Source organism: Microbacterium sp. SLBN-154, assembly GCF_006715565.1.
GTDB lineage: Bacteria > Actinomycetota > Actinomycetes > Actinomycetales > Microbacteriaceae > Microbacterium.
Window position 1 is genome coordinate 391,493 of record NZ_VFNL01000001.1, and the last position, 17,342, is coordinate 408,834.

The 17,342-nt window shown below is 68.2% G+C and carries 25 protein-coding genes; 8 read left to right on the top strand and 17 right to left on the bottom strand.

Going from position 1 to position 17,342, the window contains the following annotated elements:
* Window positions 1-7: 7 nt before the first annotated feature.
* The 9 genes from FBY40_RS01940 to FBY40_RS01980 all read right to left on the bottom strand — a co-directional run bounded on the left by FBY40_RS01940 (window position 8) and on the right by FBY40_RS01980 (window position 6,505).
* Window positions 8-1,069, bottom strand: a complete 1,062-nt coding sequence (locus tag FBY40_RS01940; RefSeq protein WP_141935978.1) for an RNA polymerase sigma factor — start codon at window positions 1,067-1,069, stop codon at window positions 8-10.
* Window positions 1,066-1,449, bottom strand: a complete 384-nt coding sequence (locus FBY40_RS01945; protein WP_124292116.1) for a YciI family protein — start codon at window positions 1,447-1,449, stop codon at window positions 1,066-1,068. The genes FBY40_RS01940 and FBY40_RS01945 overlap by 4 nt, the downstream gene beginning before the upstream one ends.
* Window positions 1,450-1,647: 198 nt before the next feature.
* Window positions 1,648-2,202 carry a twin-arginine translocase TatA/TatE family subunit gene (locus tag FBY40_RS01950; protein ID WP_141935980.1) on the bottom strand — a complete coding sequence of 185 codons (555 nt, stop codon included), beginning with the start codon at window positions 2,200-2,202 and terminating at the stop codon, window positions 1,648-1,650.
* A 24-nt stretch (window positions 2,203-2,226) separates the two neighbouring features.
* Window positions 2,227-3,021 (bottom strand): twin-arginine translocase subunit TatC, encoded by a 795-nt coding sequence (gene tatC, locus FBY40_RS01955; protein WP_141935981.1) that lies wholly within the window; start codon window positions 3,019-3,021, stop codon window positions 2,227-2,229.
* On the bottom strand, window positions 3,018-3,278 hold the full coding sequence (gene tatA / locus FBY40_RS01960) for a twin-arginine translocase TatA/TatE family subunit (RefSeq protein WP_141935983.1): 261 nt from the start codon (window positions 3,276-3,278) through the stop codon (window positions 3,018-3,020). The genes tatC and tatA overlap by 4 nt, the downstream gene beginning before the upstream one ends.
* Window positions 3,279-3,321: 43 nt before the next feature.
* A complete protein-coding gene (locus FBY40_RS01965; protein ID WP_141935986.1) occupies window positions 3,322-4,332 on the bottom strand; it encodes an intradiol ring-cleavage dioxygenase in 1,011 nt (336 codons plus the stop codon).
* Window positions 4,333-4,508: 176 nt separating this feature from the next.
* Window positions 4,509-4,970, bottom strand: coding sequence for a hypothetical protein (locus FBY40_RS01970; protein ID WP_141935988.1), 462 nt, complete (start codon window positions 4,968-4,970; stop codon window positions 4,509-4,511).
* 87 nt (window positions 4,971-5,057) lie between these two features.
* The gene (locus tag FBY40_RS01975) at window positions 5,058-5,453 is read right to left on the bottom strand and encodes a (R)-mandelonitrile lyase (protein ID WP_141935990.1); all 396 of its coding nucleotides are present in this window, start codon (window positions 5,451-5,453) and stop codon (window positions 5,058-5,060) included.
* A 26-nt stretch (window positions 5,454-5,479) separates the two neighbouring features.
* Window positions 5,480-6,505 (bottom strand): zinc-dependent alcohol dehydrogenase family protein, encoded by a 1,026-nt coding sequence (locus FBY40_RS01980; protein WP_141935992.1) that lies wholly within the window; start codon window positions 6,503-6,505, stop codon window positions 5,480-5,482.
* 157 nt (window positions 6,506-6,662) lie between these two features.
* On the opposite strand from FBY40_RS01980, the gene FBY40_RS01985 reads away from it, so the two are divergent.
* The 3 genes from FBY40_RS01985 (at window position 6,663) to FBY40_RS01995 (ending at window position 8,758) form a co-directional block, all read left to right on the top strand.
* Window positions 6,663-7,547, top strand: coding sequence for a helix-turn-helix domain-containing protein (locus FBY40_RS01985; protein WP_141935995.1), 885 nt, complete (start codon window positions 6,663-6,665; stop codon window positions 7,545-7,547).
* A 40-nt stretch (window positions 7,548-7,587) separates the two neighbouring features.
* Window positions 7,588-8,157, top strand: coding sequence for a DapH/DapD/GlmU-related protein (locus tag FBY40_RS01990; RefSeq protein WP_141935997.1), 570 nt, complete (start codon window positions 7,588-7,590; stop codon window positions 8,155-8,157).
* Window positions 8,158-8,230: 73 nt separating this feature from the next.
* A complete protein-coding gene (locus tag FBY40_RS01995) occupies window positions 8,231-8,758 on the top strand; it encodes a hypothetical protein (protein WP_141935999.1) in 528 nt (175 codons plus the stop codon).
* Window positions 8,759-9,074: 316 nt separating this feature from the next.
* Here FBY40_RS01995 and FBY40_RS02000 read toward each other — a convergent pair whose 3' ends face one another.
* Window positions 9,075-9,464, bottom strand: coding sequence for a VOC family protein (locus FBY40_RS02000; protein WP_141936002.1), 390 nt, complete (start codon window positions 9,462-9,464; stop codon window positions 9,075-9,077).
* 180 nt (window positions 9,465-9,644) lie between these two features.
* On the opposite strand from FBY40_RS02000, the gene FBY40_RS02005 reads away from it, so the two are divergent.
* Complete coding sequence (locus FBY40_RS02005; protein ID WP_141936004.1) at window positions 9,645-10,409, top strand: SDR family NAD(P)-dependent oxidoreductase; 765 nt, start codon at window positions 9,645-9,647, stop codon at window positions 10,407-10,409.
* Here FBY40_RS02005 and FBY40_RS02010 read toward each other — a convergent pair.
* Window positions 10,393-11,025 carry a TetR/AcrR family transcriptional regulator gene (locus FBY40_RS02010; protein ID WP_141936007.1) on the bottom strand — a complete coding sequence of 211 codons (633 nt, stop codon included), beginning with the start codon at window positions 11,023-11,025 and terminating at the stop codon, window positions 10,393-10,395. The genes FBY40_RS02005 and FBY40_RS02010 overlap by 17 nt on opposite strands.
* Window positions 11,026-11,048: 23 nt before the next feature.
* Here FBY40_RS02010 and FBY40_RS02015 point away from each other — a divergent pair, with 23 nt between their 5' ends.
* On the top strand, window positions 11,049-12,230 hold the full coding sequence (locus tag FBY40_RS02015; RefSeq protein ID WP_160141329.1) for an MFS transporter: 1,182 nt from the start codon (window positions 11,049-11,051) through the stop codon (window positions 12,228-12,230).
* A 51-nt stretch (window positions 12,231-12,281) separates the two neighbouring features.
* Here FBY40_RS02015 and FBY40_RS02020 read toward each other — a convergent pair whose 3' ends face one another.
* The gene (locus tag FBY40_RS02020; protein WP_141936011.1) at window positions 12,282-12,554 is read right to left on the bottom strand and encodes a DUF1905 domain-containing protein; all 273 of its coding nucleotides are present in this window, start codon (window positions 12,552-12,554) and stop codon (window positions 12,282-12,284) included.
* 192 nt (window positions 12,555-12,746) lie between these two features.
* Here FBY40_RS02020 and FBY40_RS02025 point away from each other — a divergent pair, with 192 nt between their 5' ends.
* The gene (locus FBY40_RS02025) at window positions 12,747-13,052 is read left to right on the top strand and encodes a DUF4235 domain-containing protein (protein WP_141936013.1); all 306 of its coding nucleotides are present in this window, start codon (window positions 12,747-12,749) and stop codon (window positions 13,050-13,052) included.
* Window positions 13,053-13,122: 70 nt separating this feature from the next.
* Here the strand turns inward: FBY40_RS02025 and FBY40_RS02030 are convergent, their stop codons facing one another.
* Complete coding sequence (locus tag FBY40_RS02030) at window positions 13,123-13,518, bottom strand: putative quinol monooxygenase (protein WP_327437026.1); 396 nt, start codon at window positions 13,516-13,518, stop codon at window positions 13,123-13,125.
* Between the two features lie 62 nt (window positions 13,519-13,580).
* Between FBY40_RS02030 and FBY40_RS02035 the strand changes: the two genes are divergently transcribed.
* Together FBY40_RS02035 and FBY40_RS02040 are read left to right on the top strand one after the other, a co-directional pair.
* Entirely contained in the window at window positions 13,581-14,258 is a 678-nt protein-coding gene (locus FBY40_RS02035) for an alpha/beta hydrolase (protein WP_141936017.1), read from the top strand.
* Between the two features lie 136 nt (window positions 14,259-14,394).
* The gene (locus FBY40_RS02040) at window positions 14,395-15,174 is read left to right on the top strand and encodes an alpha/beta fold hydrolase (protein ID WP_141936019.1); all 780 of its coding nucleotides are present in this window, start codon (window positions 14,395-14,397) and stop codon (window positions 15,172-15,174) included.
* A 65-nt stretch (window positions 15,175-15,239) separates the two neighbouring features.
* Here FBY40_RS02040 and FBY40_RS02045 read toward each other — a convergent pair whose 3' ends face one another.
* The 4 genes from FBY40_RS02045 to FBY40_RS02060 are packed head-to-tail and all read right to left on the bottom strand — an operon-like array spanning window position 15,240 to window position 17,338.
* On the bottom strand, window positions 15,240-15,827 hold the full coding sequence (locus FBY40_RS02045; RefSeq protein ID WP_141936022.1) for a 1-acyl-sn-glycerol-3-phosphate acyltransferase: 588 nt from the start codon (window positions 15,825-15,827) through the stop codon (window positions 15,240-15,242).
* Between the two features lie 24 nt (window positions 15,828-15,851).
* A complete protein-coding gene (locus FBY40_RS02050) occupies window positions 15,852-16,706 on the bottom strand; it encodes a hypothetical protein (protein WP_141936024.1) in 855 nt (284 codons plus the stop codon).
* A gap of 57 nt (window positions 16,707-16,763) precedes the next feature.
* Entirely contained in the window at window positions 16,764-17,108 is a 345-nt protein-coding gene (locus FBY40_RS02055; RefSeq protein WP_141936026.1) for a type II toxin-antitoxin system PemK/MazF family toxin, read from the bottom strand.
* Window positions 17,105-17,338 (bottom strand): ribbon-helix-helix protein, encoded by a 234-nt coding sequence (locus FBY40_RS02060; protein WP_141936029.1) that lies wholly within the window; start codon window positions 17,336-17,338, stop codon window positions 17,105-17,107. Before FBY40_RS02060 ends, FBY40_RS02055 begins: the two co-directional genes overlap by 4 nt.
* Window positions 17,339-17,342: the final 4 nt, after the last annotated feature.

Sequence of the window (17,342 nt, forward strand, 5' to 3'; positions counted from 1 at the left end):
GTAGGCCTCATCGAGGGGAGGGCCGCGCCGCCCGTGCTTCGGCGGCGGCGAGGGCCGCGCGTGCCCCATCGGTGGGGGCGATGGCGACGAGTCCGCGGTAGAGCCGCACGAGGGTGTCGACCTCGAGTTCTCCGGTGCGGGCTCGGTTGCAGTGCACCGCCTGGATGGCCGCTTCGAGCTGGAAGCGCCCCAGCGGGCGGCCGAGGTCGGACGCCCGCTGCAGGAGCGCGTCGCCCTCGGCGATCAGTGCGCGATCCCACAGCGTGGTGTCCTGCTCGTCGAGCGGCGGCCAGGGATCGCCGATGCGGGCCGCCGCGCGAGACTGGGCGAACGTCAGCAGCGCGGCGAGACCCCACGCCTCAGGTTCGTCGCCCAGCAGCGCGGCGGTGAGCACCGCGAGCCACCGTGCCTCGTCGGCGAGCGATTCGCGCGGCTCGTCGCCCTGATTCAGCCAGTCGATCGCATATGCGCCGTAGATCGCTTCGAGCACTGCGGGCAGACGCGCGGGCATGTCGTCGCGGCGCGGGATGCGGAACGGAATGCCGGCACCGCGGATGCGACGCTTCGCCCGCACGAGTCGCTGGGCCATCGTCGCGCTCGGAACCGCGAAGGCGGCGGCGATCTGCGACGCCTCGAACCCCAGCACCGTCTGCAGCATGAGGGGCGTGCGTGCGGCGGGATCGATCGCCGGATGCGCACAAGCGAAGAGCAGTTCCAGTCGGCGGTCGGGGATGTCCTCGAGCCGCTCCAGCTCGTCGAGGGCATCGGCAGACGCCGGGTGGGCGAGGCGCGCCACCAGGCCGTCGTCGAGATCAGCAGAGGTTCGCCGAGCCGCAGAGCCGAGCGCGTCGCGCAGTCGGTTTCGCGCCACGGTGATCACCCACCCTTCCGGATTCGCAGGGACGCCATCGCGGGGCCAGAGCCGCAAGGCTCGTTCGAAAGCATCGGCCAGGGCGTCCTCGGCGAGGGCGACGTCGCGTGTGCTCGACGCCACCACCGCCAGGACGCGTCCGTATGACACCCGCGCCGTGCGCTCAGCGACGGCCCTGGCGTCACTCTCCGCGGTCATCGGTAATCGAACGCCTGCCACGCACCGTCGGCGAAATAGGTGCCCGACGGGCGCACCTCGACAGAGCCGTACTGCGCCGACGGCGCACGACCCGCCCAGGCGATGGCGTCATCGAGGTTGTCGACCTGGATGACGAAGGTGCCGCCCAACTGTTCCTTCGTGTCGGCGAAGGGGCCGTCCTGCACCTGGAGTGCACCGTTCGCTGCCGTGACTGTCGTGGTGAGGCTGGACGGCTGCAGCACCTCGGCACTGATGAGAACACCCGCCGCATCGAGAGCTTTCGCGTAGTCGTCGAAGGCTCGCATCCCTTCGGCCAGTGCCTCGGCGCCGAGTTCGTCCGCGGTCATCTCGGGGTAGTGCAAGAGCAGTGCGTATCGCATGATGTCATCCTTTCGTGCGCCGGAGTCGGCGTCACTGGGGTGACGATCGAACGCGTCGCCGATCGACACTCCTCCGTGCGGAATCACCTACCCGTCGGCCTCCACCCCCGAGACCGACCTGCACTGTCGAAACCCGCTGCGCCGCGGTCGGTTTCGACAGCGGGGGTCGGTGTGGATGTGGGGAGCCTGTCGCTTCCGTCAGATGACCGCGCGCGCGACCTCCGAACCCGTCTCCTCCGCGCTTCCGGTCATCCCGGCGGCCGGCGCAGGCGCGGCATCCTCTTCTGTTGATGGCGGAACCAGGATGCGACGGGGGTGCGCCGCCGAGCCTGAGACGACGTACTTCTGTCCGCGCCCGGTCGCGCTCGGGCGGGCCGGCCGCGGCGCGGCAGGCGACTCGGCGTCGACATCCGGGCTGTCGTCCGGCTCGTGGTCGACGCCGGGCAGGACAGGATCGCCGGCCGTCTGCGCCGGAGATTCCGCGCCGGTCCTGCGCGGCGGGGCAGCGTCGAGAGCTTCGCGCATGATCCGCCGGGGGTCGTATTGGCGAAGATCCATGGTCTCCCAGCGAGCACGGTCGAGGGGAACCCCCAGGTCGCTCTCCGCCTGGGTGCGCGTGCTCTCGACGAAGGCGCGCAGTCCTCTCACTATCTCTCCCGCCCGGCGGGCGAGGTGCGGCAAGCGATGCGGGCCGATGACCAGCGCGGCGAGAACGGCGACGACGAAGAGCTTCTCGAAGGTCAGGCCGAACACCGGGTCTCCTTGGGTCGGGGAGCCTCAGACACCCGCGGGCGTGGCGACGGGGTCGGGAAGGCGAGCGGCGCTCGCGCGGCGGGCGGCGCGGCGGTCGTGAAGATGAGTGATGAGGAGCGCGCCGGCGAAGAGCGCCGCCATCGGCACGGCGATGAGGAACATCGACAGCACATCGGCCGAGGGGGTGACCAGGGCGCTGAAGACGACGACCGCGACCACGATGAGCCGCCAGCTGCGCAGGAGCGTGCGGGCTGACACCAGTCCGAGCGCGTTGAGCAGCACCATGAACACCGGCAGGGTGAAGGCGATGCCGGTGGCCACCACGATCTTCATCACGAAGTCGACGTAGTACGTGGCGCTGAGGATCGTGCTGTCTTCGGCCGACGCGAAGCTCGCCAGCAGCTCCACCATGTGCGGGAACAGGATGAACCCCGTCACGCTTCCGGTGGCGAACAGCGCGAGCGCGGCGAAGGAGAACCCGACCGTGAGCCGACGTTCACGGCGTGTGAGGCCGGGCGAGACGAATCCGAAGAGCTCGAAGATCCAGACCGGGCTCGACAGCACGACTCCTGCGAACAGGGCGATCTTCACCTTGAGCTCGAACGCTCCGGTCACGGAGTCGTAGTTGAGGCTCGCGTCGCGCGACTCGGCGAGGACCTCGATCGGGGCGCGGAGCACCTCGATGACCTGGTCCGAGAAGACGAATCCGGCGATCACGCCGATCGTGAGCGCCACCGCCGCCCGGACGGCACGCCGACGGGCTTCGCGCACATGCGATCCGAGGGGCATGTCGCCTCGGGCGACGGTCGCGGCGGTCATGACGGGCGCACTCCTCCGGCGCCTGCCGTCGTCGGTACGGCGGGAGCGCGCGACGGGCCGATCGGAACCGATGCCGCAACCGACGCGACGCCCGGCTGGCCGGGGGTATCGTCGACGTTTTCGCGGACTTCGTCTTTCAGGATCCGCATCGACTGACCGACGCTTCGTGCGAGCGCCGGGAGTTTCGCGGCTCCGAAGATCAGCACGATGACGGCGAGGATGACGAGGGCGTGCCAGCCCGTGAGGTTCTGCAGCATGGGAGTTCCTTTCTCATGTGTCCAGTGGTCAGTTGCCAGGTAGTCAATTGCCAGGGGATCGGTTGCCAGGGCCCCCGCCGGACGGCGGCTGCCCGCCACCGGCCCCACCTGCGCCGGCGCTGACGCCGGGGGCGGTGTCGGTGTCCACTCCGACGGCGAGGGTGCCGACATAGCGGGACGAGGTGTCACCGCTGAACGTCCCCATCTGCAGCTCGGTGCCGTCGCTGAAGACGTTGTCGTTGGCGAGGCTGCCGATCTGCGCCAGGTTCTGGGCCGAGCCGGAGTAGGCGTCGAGCTCGTAGACCGCGTTGAGCATCTCCTCGGGGAACGCCACCTGCGACGTAGCGATGACGTTCGCCACATCGGTCGCGGATGCCACATCGGGGTACACCTCGAAGTGGATGTGCGTCCAGCGGCCGGTGTAGCACCCCGGCACGATCGTCTGGAACGTGGCCTCGCCGTTGGCGTCGACGACCTGGATGCCGCGGAGGAACGTCTCGTCCTCGACCCCCTCGGAGTACATCGAGTACAGCCCCTGGGCGTCGCAGTGCCACACGTAGACCGCGGCACCCTCGAACGGCACGTCGCCGCCGGCGATGTCGGTCACCGAGAAGGTGAAGGTCAGGGGCACGCCTTCGGCGGTCGTGCCGCCGTCGAGACTGGACCGGATGTCGCTGCGGACGATGCCCGACTCCTCGAGCACGTTCACGCCGTTGGCGCCGTCCGCAGGGTAGGGACCGTTGGTCTCCTCGGGGATCTCGCCCGCCGCCGCCGTCGTCGTGGTCGTCGAGTCCGTCGCTTCAGTTGTCGGGGTCGACTCTGTCGTGGCGGCCGACGTCGAACTGGCGGACGAATCGGTCGTTGCCGCACACGCGGCAAGAGTCGCCGCGCCGACGCCGAGTCCCAACAGCGTGAGCACCCGCCGCCGGCTGACCATCGTCGCGACATCGAATCCGGCGCCTTGGTCGACCACCTCGTCCGCCGGACGGGGCAGAACACGCCCTTCGTAGCTAGGACCCTGCGGGGTGTCGTCAGGTTCGGGCGTATTGCTCACGGCATCCTCCTCTGTCGGTGTGTTGCAGCAAGACTGGAGGGCCCGGATAAGCGCGATGTAGGACGTACCTTTGCTCTTCCTCTGTAGCCAGGGGATCAGCGCACGAAGAAGGGGATGGCGGTCGGGCAACCTTTCTGCCAACCCTCGCGGCCATCGGCCAACGACGAACGACGCTGTCAGCGGTCTGGGAAATCGCCTTCGTAGTCCTGCCACGTGCCGGCCAGATGCTGCATCGCCCACAACTGCTGGCTCTTGGTCACGCTTGTCTTGCCAGCGAAGTCCATGACGATGTAGTTCGACCGAAACCCGTCAGAAACTGTGCTCTCGTGCTCCTCGGCGGCCGCTCGGGATTCGAACCGAACGTAGAGCGCCTCGGCCGTGTCCCAGGCCTCAACGCACAGGATTGGTCCCCCGCAGACCGAGGAGGTGACGTTTTGAGGGTCAGTGGTCGGATCGGCAGCGTCAGGCTCGCTCTCCATCAGATAGTCGAGGGTGAGCGTCCACTGCGAATCGAACAAGGTTCGCCCGAGCCACCAGCCGCCGACGAGGACAAGTCCGGCAGCGATCACGGCCGCTGCGATCGCCGCGAGCTTCCACGCCCTCAGGGCTCTTGGTGTTGCGGACATGGTCGCGATCATCGCACGCGTCTGCTGTGTGGAGTACTCATCGACCTCTGCCCGGAAGCGGCCAGCCGCAGGGACTTGCCGCGCTCCTGTCGCGGTTGGTTACCGAGCGGCGTACTCGCTGTCGATGACGTGATCACCCCAGATCGCGCTGGGTTGTCCGGGCAGGGTGTCCCAGACGGCGAGGTGGCTCATGAAGCTGTGGGGTGCGGCGCCGTGCCAGTGCTCCTCGCCGGGAGGGCATAGGACGGTGTTTCCGGCGGACACCTCGCTGACGGCGCCGCCCCGCGACTGCACCAGCGCGACTCCTTCGAGGATGTGAAGCGTCTGGCCTCCCGGATGCGAGTGCCACGCGGTGCGGGCGCTGGGCGCGAATCGGACGATGGCGGCGTTCGCCTGCTGTCCCGGAGTCGACGGCGCGGCGACAGGGTCGAGCCAGACCTTTCCGGTGAACCACTCGGGCGGGTTCTTGGCGGTCGCGTGGCGGGTGATTTGCATGATGGCTCCTTCCGTCGGTCGTGCAGTCAGAGGGTGAGCAGCACCTTGGTGGCGCGACGTTCGTCCATCGCTGCGTACCCGTCCGCGGCCTGCTCGATCGGCAGCGTCAGGTCGAAGACATCGCCGGGGGTGATCTGCCCGTCCCAGATCAGCTGGATGAGCTCTGGCAAGAAGCGCCGTACGGGGGCGGGGCCGCCGTGGAGGTTCACGCTGGAGAAGAACAGCTCGAGCCCGTCGAGCGACACGTCGTGCGAGACGCCGACGAAGCCGACATGCCCGCCGGGACGGGTGGCGCGAATCGCCTGTTCCATCGCCTCCTGGGTGCCGACCGCCTCGATGACGCCGTGCACGCCGAGACCGTTCGTAAGTTCCCTGATCTTCGCGACGCCTTCGTCGCCTCGTTCCTCGACGATGTCGGTCGCGCCGAACAGGCGCGCCAGGGCCTGCCGGTCGGTGTGCCGTGACATCGCGATGATCCGCTCCGCTCCCAGCTGCCTCGCGGCCAGGACGCCGAGGAGGCCGACCGCGCCGTCGCCGACGACAGCGATCGTCTTGCCTGGGCCCGCGTGAGCGGCGACGGCGGCGAACCATCCTGTGCCGAGCACATCGGATGCCGCGAGCAGGGACGGCACCAGCTCGGCGCTCGGCTCGCCCGGCGTGGGTACGAGGGTGCCGTCGGCGAGCGGGATGAGCGCGTAATCGGCCTGCGTGCCGATCGCCCCCATCATCACTTGGTGCACGCAGCGCGACTGATAGCCGGCGCGGCAGATCTCGCACGTGTTGTCTGAGGCGACGAATGATCCGACGACGTAGTCACCGGGCTTGACGTTCTTCACCTCGTGGCCGATCTTTTCGACGATCCCGATGTATTCGTGCCCCATGGGCTGCGGGGTCTGGTGCAGCGGCTCGAGTCCCCGATACGGCCATAGGTCGGAGCCGCAGATGCAGGTCGCCGTGACGCGGATGACGGCATCCGTCGCCCGCTCGATCTCCGGCATCTCGCGCTCTTCGACCCGCACATCCTTCGGGCCGTACAACATCACTCCACGCATCGCGTTCTCCTGACTGAGGAATCCTGGGGTGCCGGCAGGTCCCGCCGCCAGGCACCATCTCAGGGAACGCGATGTCGGCCGCGACGGGGAGTGCCTGGTGAAAGGTGTACGGACAGTGCACCCCACACCTCGCGCCGGGCGACTTACGCTCGACGACATGGACAACAGGGCCGAGGTGCGGGAGTTCCTCACCACCCGCCGTGCGCGCGTCACCCCCGAAGCGGCCGGCCTGCCAGCGGGCATCGGCATTCGGAAGGTGCCGGGACTGCGCCGCACCGAGGTGGCGATGATCGCCGGAGTGAGCGTGGAGTACTACGCGAAGCTGGAACGCGGCGACATAGCCGGTGCTTCGGCGTCCGTCCTCGACGCGATCAGCCGGGCGCTGCAGCTAGACGACACCGAGCGTGCACACCTCGTCGACCTCGCGAGGGCGGCGGACGGCATCCCGCTCTCCGGCCGTCCCCGGCGCAAGGCGCCGAAGCAGTCGGCGTCTCGACCGAGCCTGCGATGGGCGCTCGAGGCCATCACCGATGGCATCGCGTTCGTCCGCGACTCGCGCCAGGATCTCCTGGCCACCAACAGTCTCGGCCGCGCGTTCTACTCACCCGTCATCGGCGATGGCGGCAGGACACCGAACCTCGCCAGGTTCCAGTTCCTCGACCCGGCATCCCGCACGTTCTACCCCGACTGGGACCTCTTCGCCCAGATGTGCGTCGCCATCATGCGCGCCGAGGCCGGACGCGACCCCCACGACCGCGGGCTGCAAGACCTCGTCGGCGAGCTGTGCACCCGGAGCGACACGTTCCGCACCCTCTGGGGGGCACACGACGTACGCACCCACGGCACCGGCACCAAGCGCTTCCACCACCCCGTCGTCGGCGAACTCGTCCTGTCCTACGAAGAACTCGCCATCACCGCCGAACCGGGACTCATCCTCATGGTCTATACGGCCGAGCCCGGATCACCCTCAGCGGAACGGCTCCGACTGCTCGCGTCATGGGCTGCCCAGCACCCCGCCGACAACACAGCCACGCCCGCCTAGCGCGTACCGCGTTCCACCGCATCCCTCCACGGAGCAACACATGACACTCACCGAACTGCTCGACGCGCTCAACGCCGGACACACGATCACCGGCAACTCGCCCTTGCACCACGTCATGCACGAGGCCAGCCAGGACGCGCTCCGGGTCACGGGCGAGCTCAACGGCGGGTACCACCCGCCCGCACGGGTTCGAGAATTGATCGCCGAGCTGATCGGCGGGGCTGTCGACGAGACCGTCACCGTCTTCCCACCGTTCCACGCCGACTTCGGCAAGAACATCACCATCGGCAAGCGGGTCTTCATCAACTCCGGATGCAAGTTCCAGGATCAGGGCGGCATCACGATCGGCGACGACTGCCTCATCGGCCACAACACCGTCCTCGCCACCCTCAACCATGACCTGGACCCATCCCGTCGCGCAGACCTCCACCCCGCACCGATCCGCATCGGACGCAACGTCTGGATCGGCGCCAATGCGACCATCCTGCCTGGCGTCACGATCGGCGACAACGCGGTGGTCGCCGCCGCAGCAGTCGTCACCAAAGACGTCCCCGCCGACACCGTCGTCGTCGGCTCCCCCGCAAGAGCCGTTCGCGCCGTCACAGGCTGAACGCCCGCCTCCGTCGGACCCCGCGCCACAGTGTGCGGAACAACGGCGTCGGGGCTGTGTCAGGGTTGTTTGCATGGACGCGCGCGCACGCATGTGGGGGTCTCACCTCCTCGCGACGGTTCGCGACACGGAGTTCGCGGTGTCACTCCGCTCACGCCTGATGTGGGACCGCGAACCCGTCCTTCTTCTCCCGAGCGCCGAGCACATCGCCGACCTCCCGTGGGTTGCCGAGCTCCTCGACGAGAACCGCCGCATCACTGTCGAGCATGCGTCGATGACGCGCCTTCGGCGGGTGGACGCGTACGGCTGGTACGCGGGTGAGGGGCCGTTCAGCGTCACGTTCTTCGGCCCGGATCGTGATCGGATCCGGGAACCTCGCCCCCGTGACTCCGGTGAGGCTGATCTCGCCTACGGCGGCCCACCCGAGTCGGACGCGCGGGTCGCCGCGCTACCCGGTCTCACGAACAACCCCTGGCTTGGCCGCGTCGTGGGGCGCGTACCTACCGCCGAGATCACCGATTACCAGCAGACATTCGTTGAACTGGATGTCACGCAGTGGCCGATCCCGATCGTGAAGGCGAAGGTGCCCGGGCGAAATTAGACCCGGCGCGTGACGCCTCAGGCGGGCCGATCGCATCCAGTCGTCGCGTTCGCCGACGCCTGTGGGTCACCCCGCCGGTGCGTGCCACGTGCGCGCCCCACGGGATGATGGGTCGAGTGCGCTCTTTACCAGCGGAGCAGGGATCGTGCCCTACTCGCGGGGCTGCCCATCGCCGCGCAAAACGCACGCTTCGACCTCATGTTCCTCCGCGCGGAGTTTCGCCGCGCGGGCTGGGACATTCCCTGGCTGCCGATGTACCGCACAGCTTCCGCTTGTCGATTCGCGGAAGGAGCCCGCAGGTCCGTAAGCCGGTGGGTCAGCGGGCAGGTGGGCGCTCCTGGATCACCCAGGCGTTACCGGCGGGGTCCGTAAAGAAGACGAAGGAGTTCCAATCTCCGCCACGACCCTCGCGGAACTCCCCGTCCTCGACCCGCTGGACGGCGCTCACCTCGACCCCACGCGAGATCAGCTCGGCGCGGGCGGCGTCGACGTCGTCCACGACGAGCTGTAAACCGTCCACGCGCGTCGCACCCCTCTTGAGGTGGATGCTGCTCGCGGAGCCGCGCGGCGTCAGCTGGACAACGCGGCCCGTCGCGCCGATCTCGATATCGAGGTCGAGGTGGAATCCGACCTGCTTCTCATAGAAGCGCTTGGCCTCGTCGACGTCGTCGACACACACCGGTATGACCTCGAGGCTCCACTGCACACTCGCACCTTATCGGCGCAGAGCGGTTCGCGAGAGAACCCCTCCAGCACAACTGCCGCGGCCACGGCCTGTGCATCGACGAGTTGTGGAACAGCGGCCTGTTGCCGATGAGCAGGGCATCTTCGGCTAGGAGTTCCGGACGATATCTCGCCTCGCGCCGGTGAAACATAGGCTTGCGAGATGGCGCATTCGACCGGATCCCGACCCGTCACGATCATCACCGGCGGAAGCCGTGGCATCGGCGCAGCGGTCGCGGAGCGACTCGCCGCTGACGGTCATGACCTCGTGCTCACCTACCGGGTCGCCCGCGACGAGGCCGCGGCCGTCGCTGCAGCCTGCCGTGCCCTGGGTGCCCGAGTCTTGCTGATCCGGGCGGATCTCGCCGACCTCGATGACGCCGCTGCGGTGGTCCCGGCGACCCTGGCCGAGTACGGCCGGCTGACCGGGCTCGTCAACAATGCCGGCGTGACCATGCAAATCGGCGACTACATCGACATCGACCTCGCAGAAGTAGAGCGGATGCTTCGCATCAACGTCCTCGCTCCCATCTCCCTCACACGCGCAGCGTTGGAGGTGATGTCGACCGAAAGGGGAGGCGAGGGCGGCACGGTCGTCAACATCTCCTCGGGTGCGGCGACGAGCGGCGCACCGAACACGTACGTGCCGTACGCGATGAGCAAGGCGGCGATCAACGCGATGACCGTCGGCTTGGCCAAAGAGTTCGGCCCTCAGGGGGTGCGCGTGAACACCGTCTCACCCGGGACCACCTACACGACCATCCACGCCGATGGCGGGCGCCCGAACGCTCCCGAAGAGCGCGCTTCGGCGATTCCGTTGCGTCGAGCGGCCCATCCCCACGAGATCGCCGACGCCGTCGCCTACTTCTTCGGCCCGGGCGCCGCCTTCACCTCCGGTGCCGATCTCCGCGTCACCGGCGGCAACTGAGCCCGGGCAAGACGCTATCGTCGCCACTGCGACGAACGGCCCCGCTGACGTCCCCGCGACGATGGGAGAGCAGGGTCGCCGCCACGCGGCGAGAAGTCGCGCTCGTCGCATCCGGATACCGCAGGCGCATGGCGAGGTCACCGGTGACGACCAGCACCAACTCGTCGGCGACCTCGCCCGCGCCGTCGCCGACCAGCGGACGCGCCAGTGCTTCCAGTCGAGATCGCAGCGATTCGGTGTCTGTCCGCACGGCCTCAGCAACTTCGGCAGGGGGATCGGCATGCTCCGCCGCTGCCCCGAGGAAGGCGCACCATCGCGAGCCGTGGGCACTCCCGCGAAACGTGTCGAGCGCATCGAAGACGGCGAGGACGCGGGACACATCGTCGGACGCGGCCGCGACCGCCTCATCCCACGTCTGGATCCAGACGCGCTGACGCCGTCGCAGTGCGGCAGCCAACAACGCCTCTTTGCTGGCGTAGCCCCGGTAGAGCGTCGCGGCCGACACCCCCGCACGCTCGATGACGGCGTCGATTGGCGTCGCAGCGACGCCGCGCGTGAAGAACAGCTCCTCTGCGGCGTCGAGGATGCGTCGCTCGGTGCCCTCGCGCAATGCCATGTCAGCACCCTATGCTTGTGAAAGTGAAACGATCGTTTTCATTCTACCTGACCGTTGCTGCGACCACTCTGATCGCCGCCACGTATGGTCTCGCCCGCTTCGCGTACGGCTTGCACCTCCCCGGCATGCAGGCCGAGCTCGGTTTCGATTCCGCGGTCGCCGGAGCGATTTTCGCCGGCGGATCGATCGCCTACTGCGTCGGAGCGGTGTGCGGTTTCGGGCTCGCGCCGCGGTGCCCGCGCACGCTGGTCGCTCTCGCCGGCGCCACCGCTGCCCTTGGCACCACGGGGGTGGCGATCGCCCCCTCGACTGCATGGCTTGCTCCCGGCGCGGTGCTGGCCTCGACCGGTGCCGGTCTGGCCTCCCCGGCGCTCGTGCGGGTCATTCAGCGGAATCTGCGGCGCGAGGCCGCCGATCGCGCGCAGTCGATCGTCAATGCCGGAACGGGGCCGGGCCTCATCGCGGCAGGCATACTCGCGCTCGCGCTGCTGCCCCAGTGGCGCGCGGCCTGGTGGATGGCCGCCGCCGTGTCGGTCGTCGCCGCCACCGCTGTACTCCTGCTCGACCGGCAACGCGACTCCGTCCCGACTCTCGGCCTTCCTCCGGCCGCGTGGTGGCGTGCGCACCGCATGGTGATCGTCGGCGCCCTGCTGATGGGCGTGGCATCCGCCGCGGTGTGGAATTTCGGTCGCACGATGCTCACCGATGCCGGGCTCGCCGATGGCGCGACGGTGCTCGCCTGGGTCGCGCTCGGCGTCGGCGGGCTGGCGGTGGTTCCGACCGCGGGTCTCCTCGCGGTCAGGCCGCCGCCGCGAGTGTGGGCGCTCACCGTCGTGGTGCTCGCCCTGGCCACCGCCACGCTCGTCGCGGCTCCCGCCACGGTGGGCTTCACGCTGGCCGCCTGCGTCGTCTTCGGTTGGGCCTACGTGGCGAGCACGGGAGCGCTGATCGGATGGACGGCCCTCCTCAAACCGGCGCGGGCAGCCAGCGGAACCGCTCTGCTCTTCGTGCTGCTGGTGCTCGGGCAGGCGGTCGGCGGCGCCATCCTCGGTCTCGTCGTGGGGTCGGCGGGTTACCCGACGGCGTTCCTCGCAGCCGCCGCCGTCGCCATCATCGCCGCCGGCGCGGGCGTCGTCCGCAGTCGGCCAGGCGCGCGACGCAACGCCTCGCCCCGAACTCCCGACGCGATGACCTCGGGCCGCTGACGGGGCGGATGTGGGTTCAGCGTCGATCGACGCCGACGGATTGATGCGAGGTCAGCGTCTGGTGATCGTGACGTCGACGACGTCGCCGATGCCCTTTCTCAGCTCTTTGCGGACCTTCGCGTTGAGAGACACCATGTGACCGCCCTCTCCGGTCGGCAGCGTGCCCACGTTCGCCAGCAGGACATCGTCGATCTTCGCGTCGATCCTGACGCTCTTCCCGGTGCCGAACAGACTCGTGGATGCCGGGATCTCAACGCAGTTCCACACCTCGCCCTTCACGTCGACACCGATCGTCGTGCGAAAGCTCGTCTCTTGCGCGTCCATCCCGCCAGCGTATGGCGGTGCGCGGCGGCGGTTGTCGTGCAACTCGCTTGTCCGCAGGGATGCCACGCATTCCCCCAACGTACGCCGCAGCAGTAGTTCACGCGGCTGATCCTCACAACCCCCTCATCGATGCCCGACTCGGTGGGTACCGTTGGTCGCCCGTCCCAGGACCGCACCCCCGGAAGGCGTCTCATGGCTCAGCACCCTCGCGAGAAGACATCGAGCAAGACGGCGAAGCTCGTGTATCGCCCGGTCGGCCTGCTGAGCGGGATTATCAGCGGGGCACTGGCGAGCGTCCTCTTCAAACAGATCTGGAAGCGCCTGAGTCCAAGCCATAGAGAAGACAGCCCCAATGCCTTGGAATCCGAGTACGGTCTCGGCGAGCTGCTCATCGCCACCGCGATACAGGGAGCGATATTCGCGGTCGTCAAGGCGCTCGTCGACCGGGGCGGAGCTCGGGCCTTCGAGCGCGTCACCGGCTCGTGGCCGGGCGACTGATCGTCGCGGCACCAGCACCGGCGAGCTCAGCGATCTTGGTCTAGCCTCCAGCCGCTCGAGGTGCGGTCGCTCAACCGGCAAGGCCCGTAACCGAATAGCGGCGAGTGATGCCAGCCGTGGCCCTGCCCCACTCGCTACTCGCGACTCGACGCTGATGAGACTCGAACACCGCCTGATCTGCGAATCGCTCCTCTACTGACCAGATCCGTGGATTGTCGGTCGCGACGACCTCGAAGGAGACGCACCCGACTTCGGCCCGAGTGAGCCTGAGGTGCTCCGGCAGGAGAAGGCGCACTACTTGTGCCTCTTCTTCCGTAGCGCATTCGAGCTCGCCAGCGAGGTGGATTTCACCCATGCATCGACAGTAGGGCGCTTCTCGATCTGACCGGAGCCCGTGGCGGGGACCTGGTCCGTCTACGGTGTACACCGCTGTGGCCCTCGCGAGCCTACGCCGCCCGCGCGACATCGATGCCGCTTCTCATGAGCAGACGAGTGCTCCCGAGGGGAGCCGCTGACTAGCATCGATTGATGACCAGGAACGCGATCATCTTCCATGGCACCGGCGGCAACCCGGACGTGCTCTGGTATCCGTGGCTGGATCGGCAGCTGACCGAGCGTGGCTACCAGGTGGAACGCCCGTACTACCCGAGTCTCAACGTCGAGCCGATCTCCACGTTCCTGCCGAAAGTGCTCGACGGTCGTCTGTTCGACGCGGACACCGTGTTGGTGGGCCACTCCGGCGGCGCAGCACTTCTGCTCGCACTGCTGGAGCACCTGCAGGCTCCGGTGGCTCAGACGATCCTGGTCGCGGGCTACGCGACGAGACCCAACGACTCCGACGAGCCCGTCCTACAGGATGGCTACGACTGGGACCGGATCCGCTCGAACGGCGGAGAGCTGTACTTCATCAACTCGATCACCGACCCGTACGGGTGCGATGCCACGCAAGGCCGGCTGATGTTCGACAACCTCGGCGGCACCCAGATCGTGCGCGACGACGGCCACTTCGGCGACTTCGACCAGCCCTACGACACCTTCGAACTCATCGATCGGCTGATCGTGCCGACGAGGCCCGACCACGACTCTGAGCCGCACATACCCGCTGCCGGGGAACCAAGCATTCCCGAGATCGAGGTCGACGAGACCGTCGCGCCGCGACCCGAAGAGGAGGTCGCCGACGTCGCCCGCGCCGACGTGCGACCATGACGCGGTGGTCTGCCCGCGGCATGCACGGCTCGCCGAGCGCGGATCGCACGGTTGAGGTCGGTGAGGATGCGTATGCCCTCGCCGCCCTTTTGGCAACGGCCGCGGCGGGCGCACCCCGCCACCCTACGTTGGACCCATGCTGCACTCGACCCGGCAAGGCTCCGGCAAGCCGCTTCTCCTGATTCACGGCCTCGGTTCCAGTAGTGGCAACTGGGCCCCGATCATCCCGGCACTGGCAGCCGAACGCGAGGTGATCGCCGTCGACCTCCCTGGCTGCGGCAAGTCCGCGCCGCTGACGGGGGAAACCACGATCGCCACGCTGACCGATGCTGTCGAAGCCTTCGTCCGCGACGCGGAGTTGGGCGATATCGATGTGGTCGGCAGCTCCATGGGCGCCCGGATGGCGATGGAGATGGCGCGTCGAGGGCATGCGGGCACCACTGTCGCATTGGCGCCTGGTGGGTTCTGGAACGACCGCCAGGCTGCGATCTTCGGGGCGAGTATCAAGGCCTCCGTCGCTCTGGTGCGCCGGATTCAACCGGCGCTTCCCTTCCTCACCGGCAACCCCGTGGGCCGCACAGCCCTGCTCTTGCAGTTCTCCGCTCATCCCTGGAAGCTGCCGCAGGATCTGGTGCTGCACGAGCTCCGGGGGTTCAAGACATCACGCAGCCTCGACCCAGCCCTCGACGCCCTCATTCACGGGCCCCGCCAGGCGGGCGCGCCGGCCGGTTCGCTCAAGGGCAGGATGGTCATCGGATGGGGGCGGAAGGACAGAGTCACCGTTCCGAGCGAGGCAGCGCGCGCGACGGAGTTGTTCCCGGATGCCACGCTCCACTGGTTCGACAACTGCGGTCACTTCCCACACTGGGACCAACCAGCGGAGACGGCCCGCCTGGTGCTCGACAGCAGCGCCTGAGCTGCGGCTGAGCGTCGACGCGAAGCCGGTTCACCATGGGCGCAGCGATCGACTCGTGCCGTCGGCTAGGCGGATGCGGCCGGGCGAGGATCGTCCTCCTCGCGCAGCCGCGGTTCGACGCGCAAAGCCGGACGCATTCCCGACTTGTCCGCGTAGAACGCGCGGATGGCGTCCATGTCCGCGCGGACGTCCCCTGTCAGCACGAGTGTCGGCCCCAGCCCAGTGGTCATCGTGGCGCGGTCGACGTAGCCGAGCGTGACCGGGAGGCCCGCCTCGCGGGCGATGCGATAGAAGCCCGATTTCCAGTGGGCGACGCCGCCGCGGGTTCCTTCCGGCGTCACGACGAGGCCGAACACATCGCCGTCCCGGATGCGGCTGACGAGCGCGTCGACCACGCCGGCGGGGTTCGACCTGTCGACCGGGATGCCGCCGATCGCCCGCATGAGCGGGCCCCGCCACCCGCGGAAGAGGCTCTCTTTTCCCAGCCAGCGGAAGCGCATCTTCAGGCGCCACGCGATCCCCAGCATGAGCACGAAGTCCCAGTTGGAGGTATGCGGCGCTCCCAAGACCACCGTGGGCCGGGCGGGTGCGGGTTCGGTGACGAGAGTCCATCTGCTGAACGCCCAATAGATGCGGGCGATGAGACGGAGCATCCGGCAACCCTAACGCCCCAACAGTCACCTCGGGGCTTCGGGTGGCAGGTCTCCGCGAGTGATGACGTCAGCGCCGGGCTCCCCCGTCAGTCGCCACCAGCTCGGTCCGGACTTGTAGGCGTCATACGGCACCCACTGATCGCCCCGGAGGATGAAGTCACGACCGTTCGTCATCCGGAAGTAGTGATCTGTGGATGCCACGGAGTGTCGCCAATACTGAACTCCGTCGTCGCTCGCTGGCGCGTCGGGTCGAGACTGCGACGCGGCCGACGCGGCCGGAAGTGCCCGGTCGGGGTCGGAACCGTCGCCATTCCACAGCACGGACCAGAACGCGCGAGAAGCCAGAGCGTCGATGGCGTCATCTCGAACCTCGGGAAGCCGACGGCGCAACTCAGTCTTGTAGTCGGCCGACACGGCGATCGTCAGCGCCTCCCCCGAAGCAATCGGGATGCCCTCCGACACCGCTATCGCGGCGTGAATCGCGCCCAGGAAAACGTCTGGATCGATGTCCGCGCGTATCGCGAGCTTCGCCGCCCCGTCGCGGAGGGAACCGGGATGCGGTGACCCTGGCCAGCCGAGATACGTCACCACTCCATCGGAGAGCAGATCCGGATCGACGCTCATGGCACCGGCCGCATGGCTCCCGGCTGACGCCAAGACCCCGGGGTAGGTGGACTGGATCGCCTCGGGCTGAACGACGAAGGCTGAGCGTTCCGTCATCAGCCACAGCGCCCCGCACGCCGTGCAGCGGTACAGCTCGCTGTGATCCACCACATTCTCGGCGACGAAGTCCGGCCGCTCGGCAGTCTCCCACTGCCGACGACACACCGCGCACCCCTGCGAATCCCAGAGAGATGGTGCGTTCGGCGCCTTGCTCACCTCAGGGTTCTCCTCTTCGTCGACGCGACTCTCGCGAGGCCGGGTCGACCGGTGCACTCACAGATCGAGGAAGTCGCCGAGCCACGTGCGGACTGAGGCGAGGCACTCCGGCGATACCTCGCCTGCGATCCCGGTCAGCCTGTCTCGCGAGAGCGTGCGGGGCTGTTCGGTCATTATCCACGAGGGTCGATCGAGGCCGGACGTGCCGTCCACCCGGACGTGGTTCGGCCAGCCGCGGTCGGTCGTTGTGATCGGCAGAGCAATCACGAGTGTCGTCACCGCATCCAGGTAGCCCGACGATGACACGATCATCACCGGCCGGTGACCGCCTTGCTCCCGACCGCGAACCGGCTCGAGCGCGGCCCACGCGACAACACCGGGAGCGAGCTCCAACGCGGTCACGACTCGTCGGTCAGTTCGGTGCGCTCCCACTGGGCGGTCTCGGTGGCGTGCGACTCGACATCCGATCCCGTGGACGCGGTGATCGCAGACTTGAGCGCCGCGAGACGCCGGCGTCGGTCCTCAGCGTCAGCGAGGTACGCGAGATGTGCTCCGAGAGTCACTCCGTCCCGTGCGGCCTGGGCCTTGAGCCGGTCACGGAGCTCATCGCTGACCTTGATGGTCGTGGTCATACTC

Bases quoted from the DNA above. Each gene is read 5' to 3' on its own strand.
- FBY40_RS01975 (WP_141935990.1), bottom strand. From the start codon at position 5,453: ATGCAAATCACCCGCCACGCGACCGCCAAGAACCCGCCCGAGTGGTTC.
- FBY40_RS01970 (WP_141935988.1), bottom strand. From the start codon at position 4,970: ATGATCGCGACCATGTCCGCAACACCAAGAGCCCTGAGGGCGTGGAAG.
- FBY40_RS02030 (WP_327437026.1), bottom strand. From the start codon at position 13,518: ATGTCGCGCGGGCGGCGTAGGCTCGCGAGGGCCACAGCGGTGTACACC.
- FBY40_RS01985 (WP_141935995.1), top strand. From the start codon at position 6,663: ATGGACAACAGGGCCGAGGTGCGGGAGTTCCTCACCACCCGCCGTGCG.
- FBY40_RS02025 (WP_141936013.1), top strand. From the start codon at position 12,747: ATGGCTCAGCACCCTCGCGAGAAGACATCGAGCAAGACGGCGAAGCTC.
- FBY40_RS02045 (WP_141936022.1), bottom strand. From the start codon at position 15,827: ATGCTCCGTCTCATCGCCCGCATCTATTGGGCGTTCAGCAGATGGACT.
- tatC (WP_141935981.1), bottom strand. From the start codon at position 3,021: ATGACCGCCGCGACCGTCGCCCGAGGCGACATGCCCCTCGGATCGCAT.
- FBY40_RS01980 (WP_141935992.1), bottom strand. From the start codon at position 6,505: ATGCGTGGAGTGATGTTGTACGGCCCGAAGGATGTGCGGGTCGAAGAG.
- FBY40_RS02040 (WP_141936019.1), top strand. From the start codon at position 14,395: ATGCTGCACTCGACCCGGCAAGGCTCCGGCAAGCCGCTTCTCCTGATT.
- FBY40_RS02060 (WP_141936029.1), bottom strand. From the start codon at position 17,338: ATGACCACGACCATCAAGGTCAGCGATGAGCTCCGTGACCGGCTCAAG.
- FBY40_RS01945 (WP_124292116.1), bottom strand. From the start codon at position 1,449: ATGCGATACGCACTGCTCTTGCACTACCCCGAGATGACCGCGGACGAA.
- tatA (WP_141935983.1), bottom strand. From the start codon at position 3,278: ATGCTGCAGAACCTCACGGGCTGGCACGCCCTCGTCATCCTCGCCGTC.
- FBY40_RS01995 (WP_141935999.1), top strand. From the start codon at position 8,231: ATGGACGCGCGCGCACGCATGTGGGGGTCTCACCTCCTCGCGACGGTT.
- FBY40_RS02020 (WP_141936011.1), bottom strand. From the start codon at position 12,554: ATGGACGCGCAAGAGACGAGCTTTCGCACGACGATCGGTGTCGACGTG.
- FBY40_RS02010 (WP_141936007.1), bottom strand. From the start codon at position 11,025: ATGGCATTGCGCGAGGGCACCGAGCGACGCATCCTCGACGCCGCAGAG.
- FBY40_RS01990 (WP_141935997.1), top strand. From the start codon at position 7,588: ATGACACTCACCGAACTGCTCGACGCGCTCAACGCCGGACACACGATC.
- FBY40_RS02035 (WP_141936017.1), top strand. From the start codon at position 13,581: ATGACCAGGAACGCGATCATCTTCCATGGCACCGGCGGCAACCCGGAC.
- FBY40_RS01940 (WP_141935978.1), bottom strand. From the start codon at position 1,069: ATGACCGCGGAGAGTGACGCCAGGGCCGTCGCTGAGCGCACGGCGCGG.
- FBY40_RS02005 (WP_141936004.1), top strand. From the start codon at position 9,645: ATGGCGCATTCGACCGGATCCCGACCCGTCACGATCATCACCGGCGGA.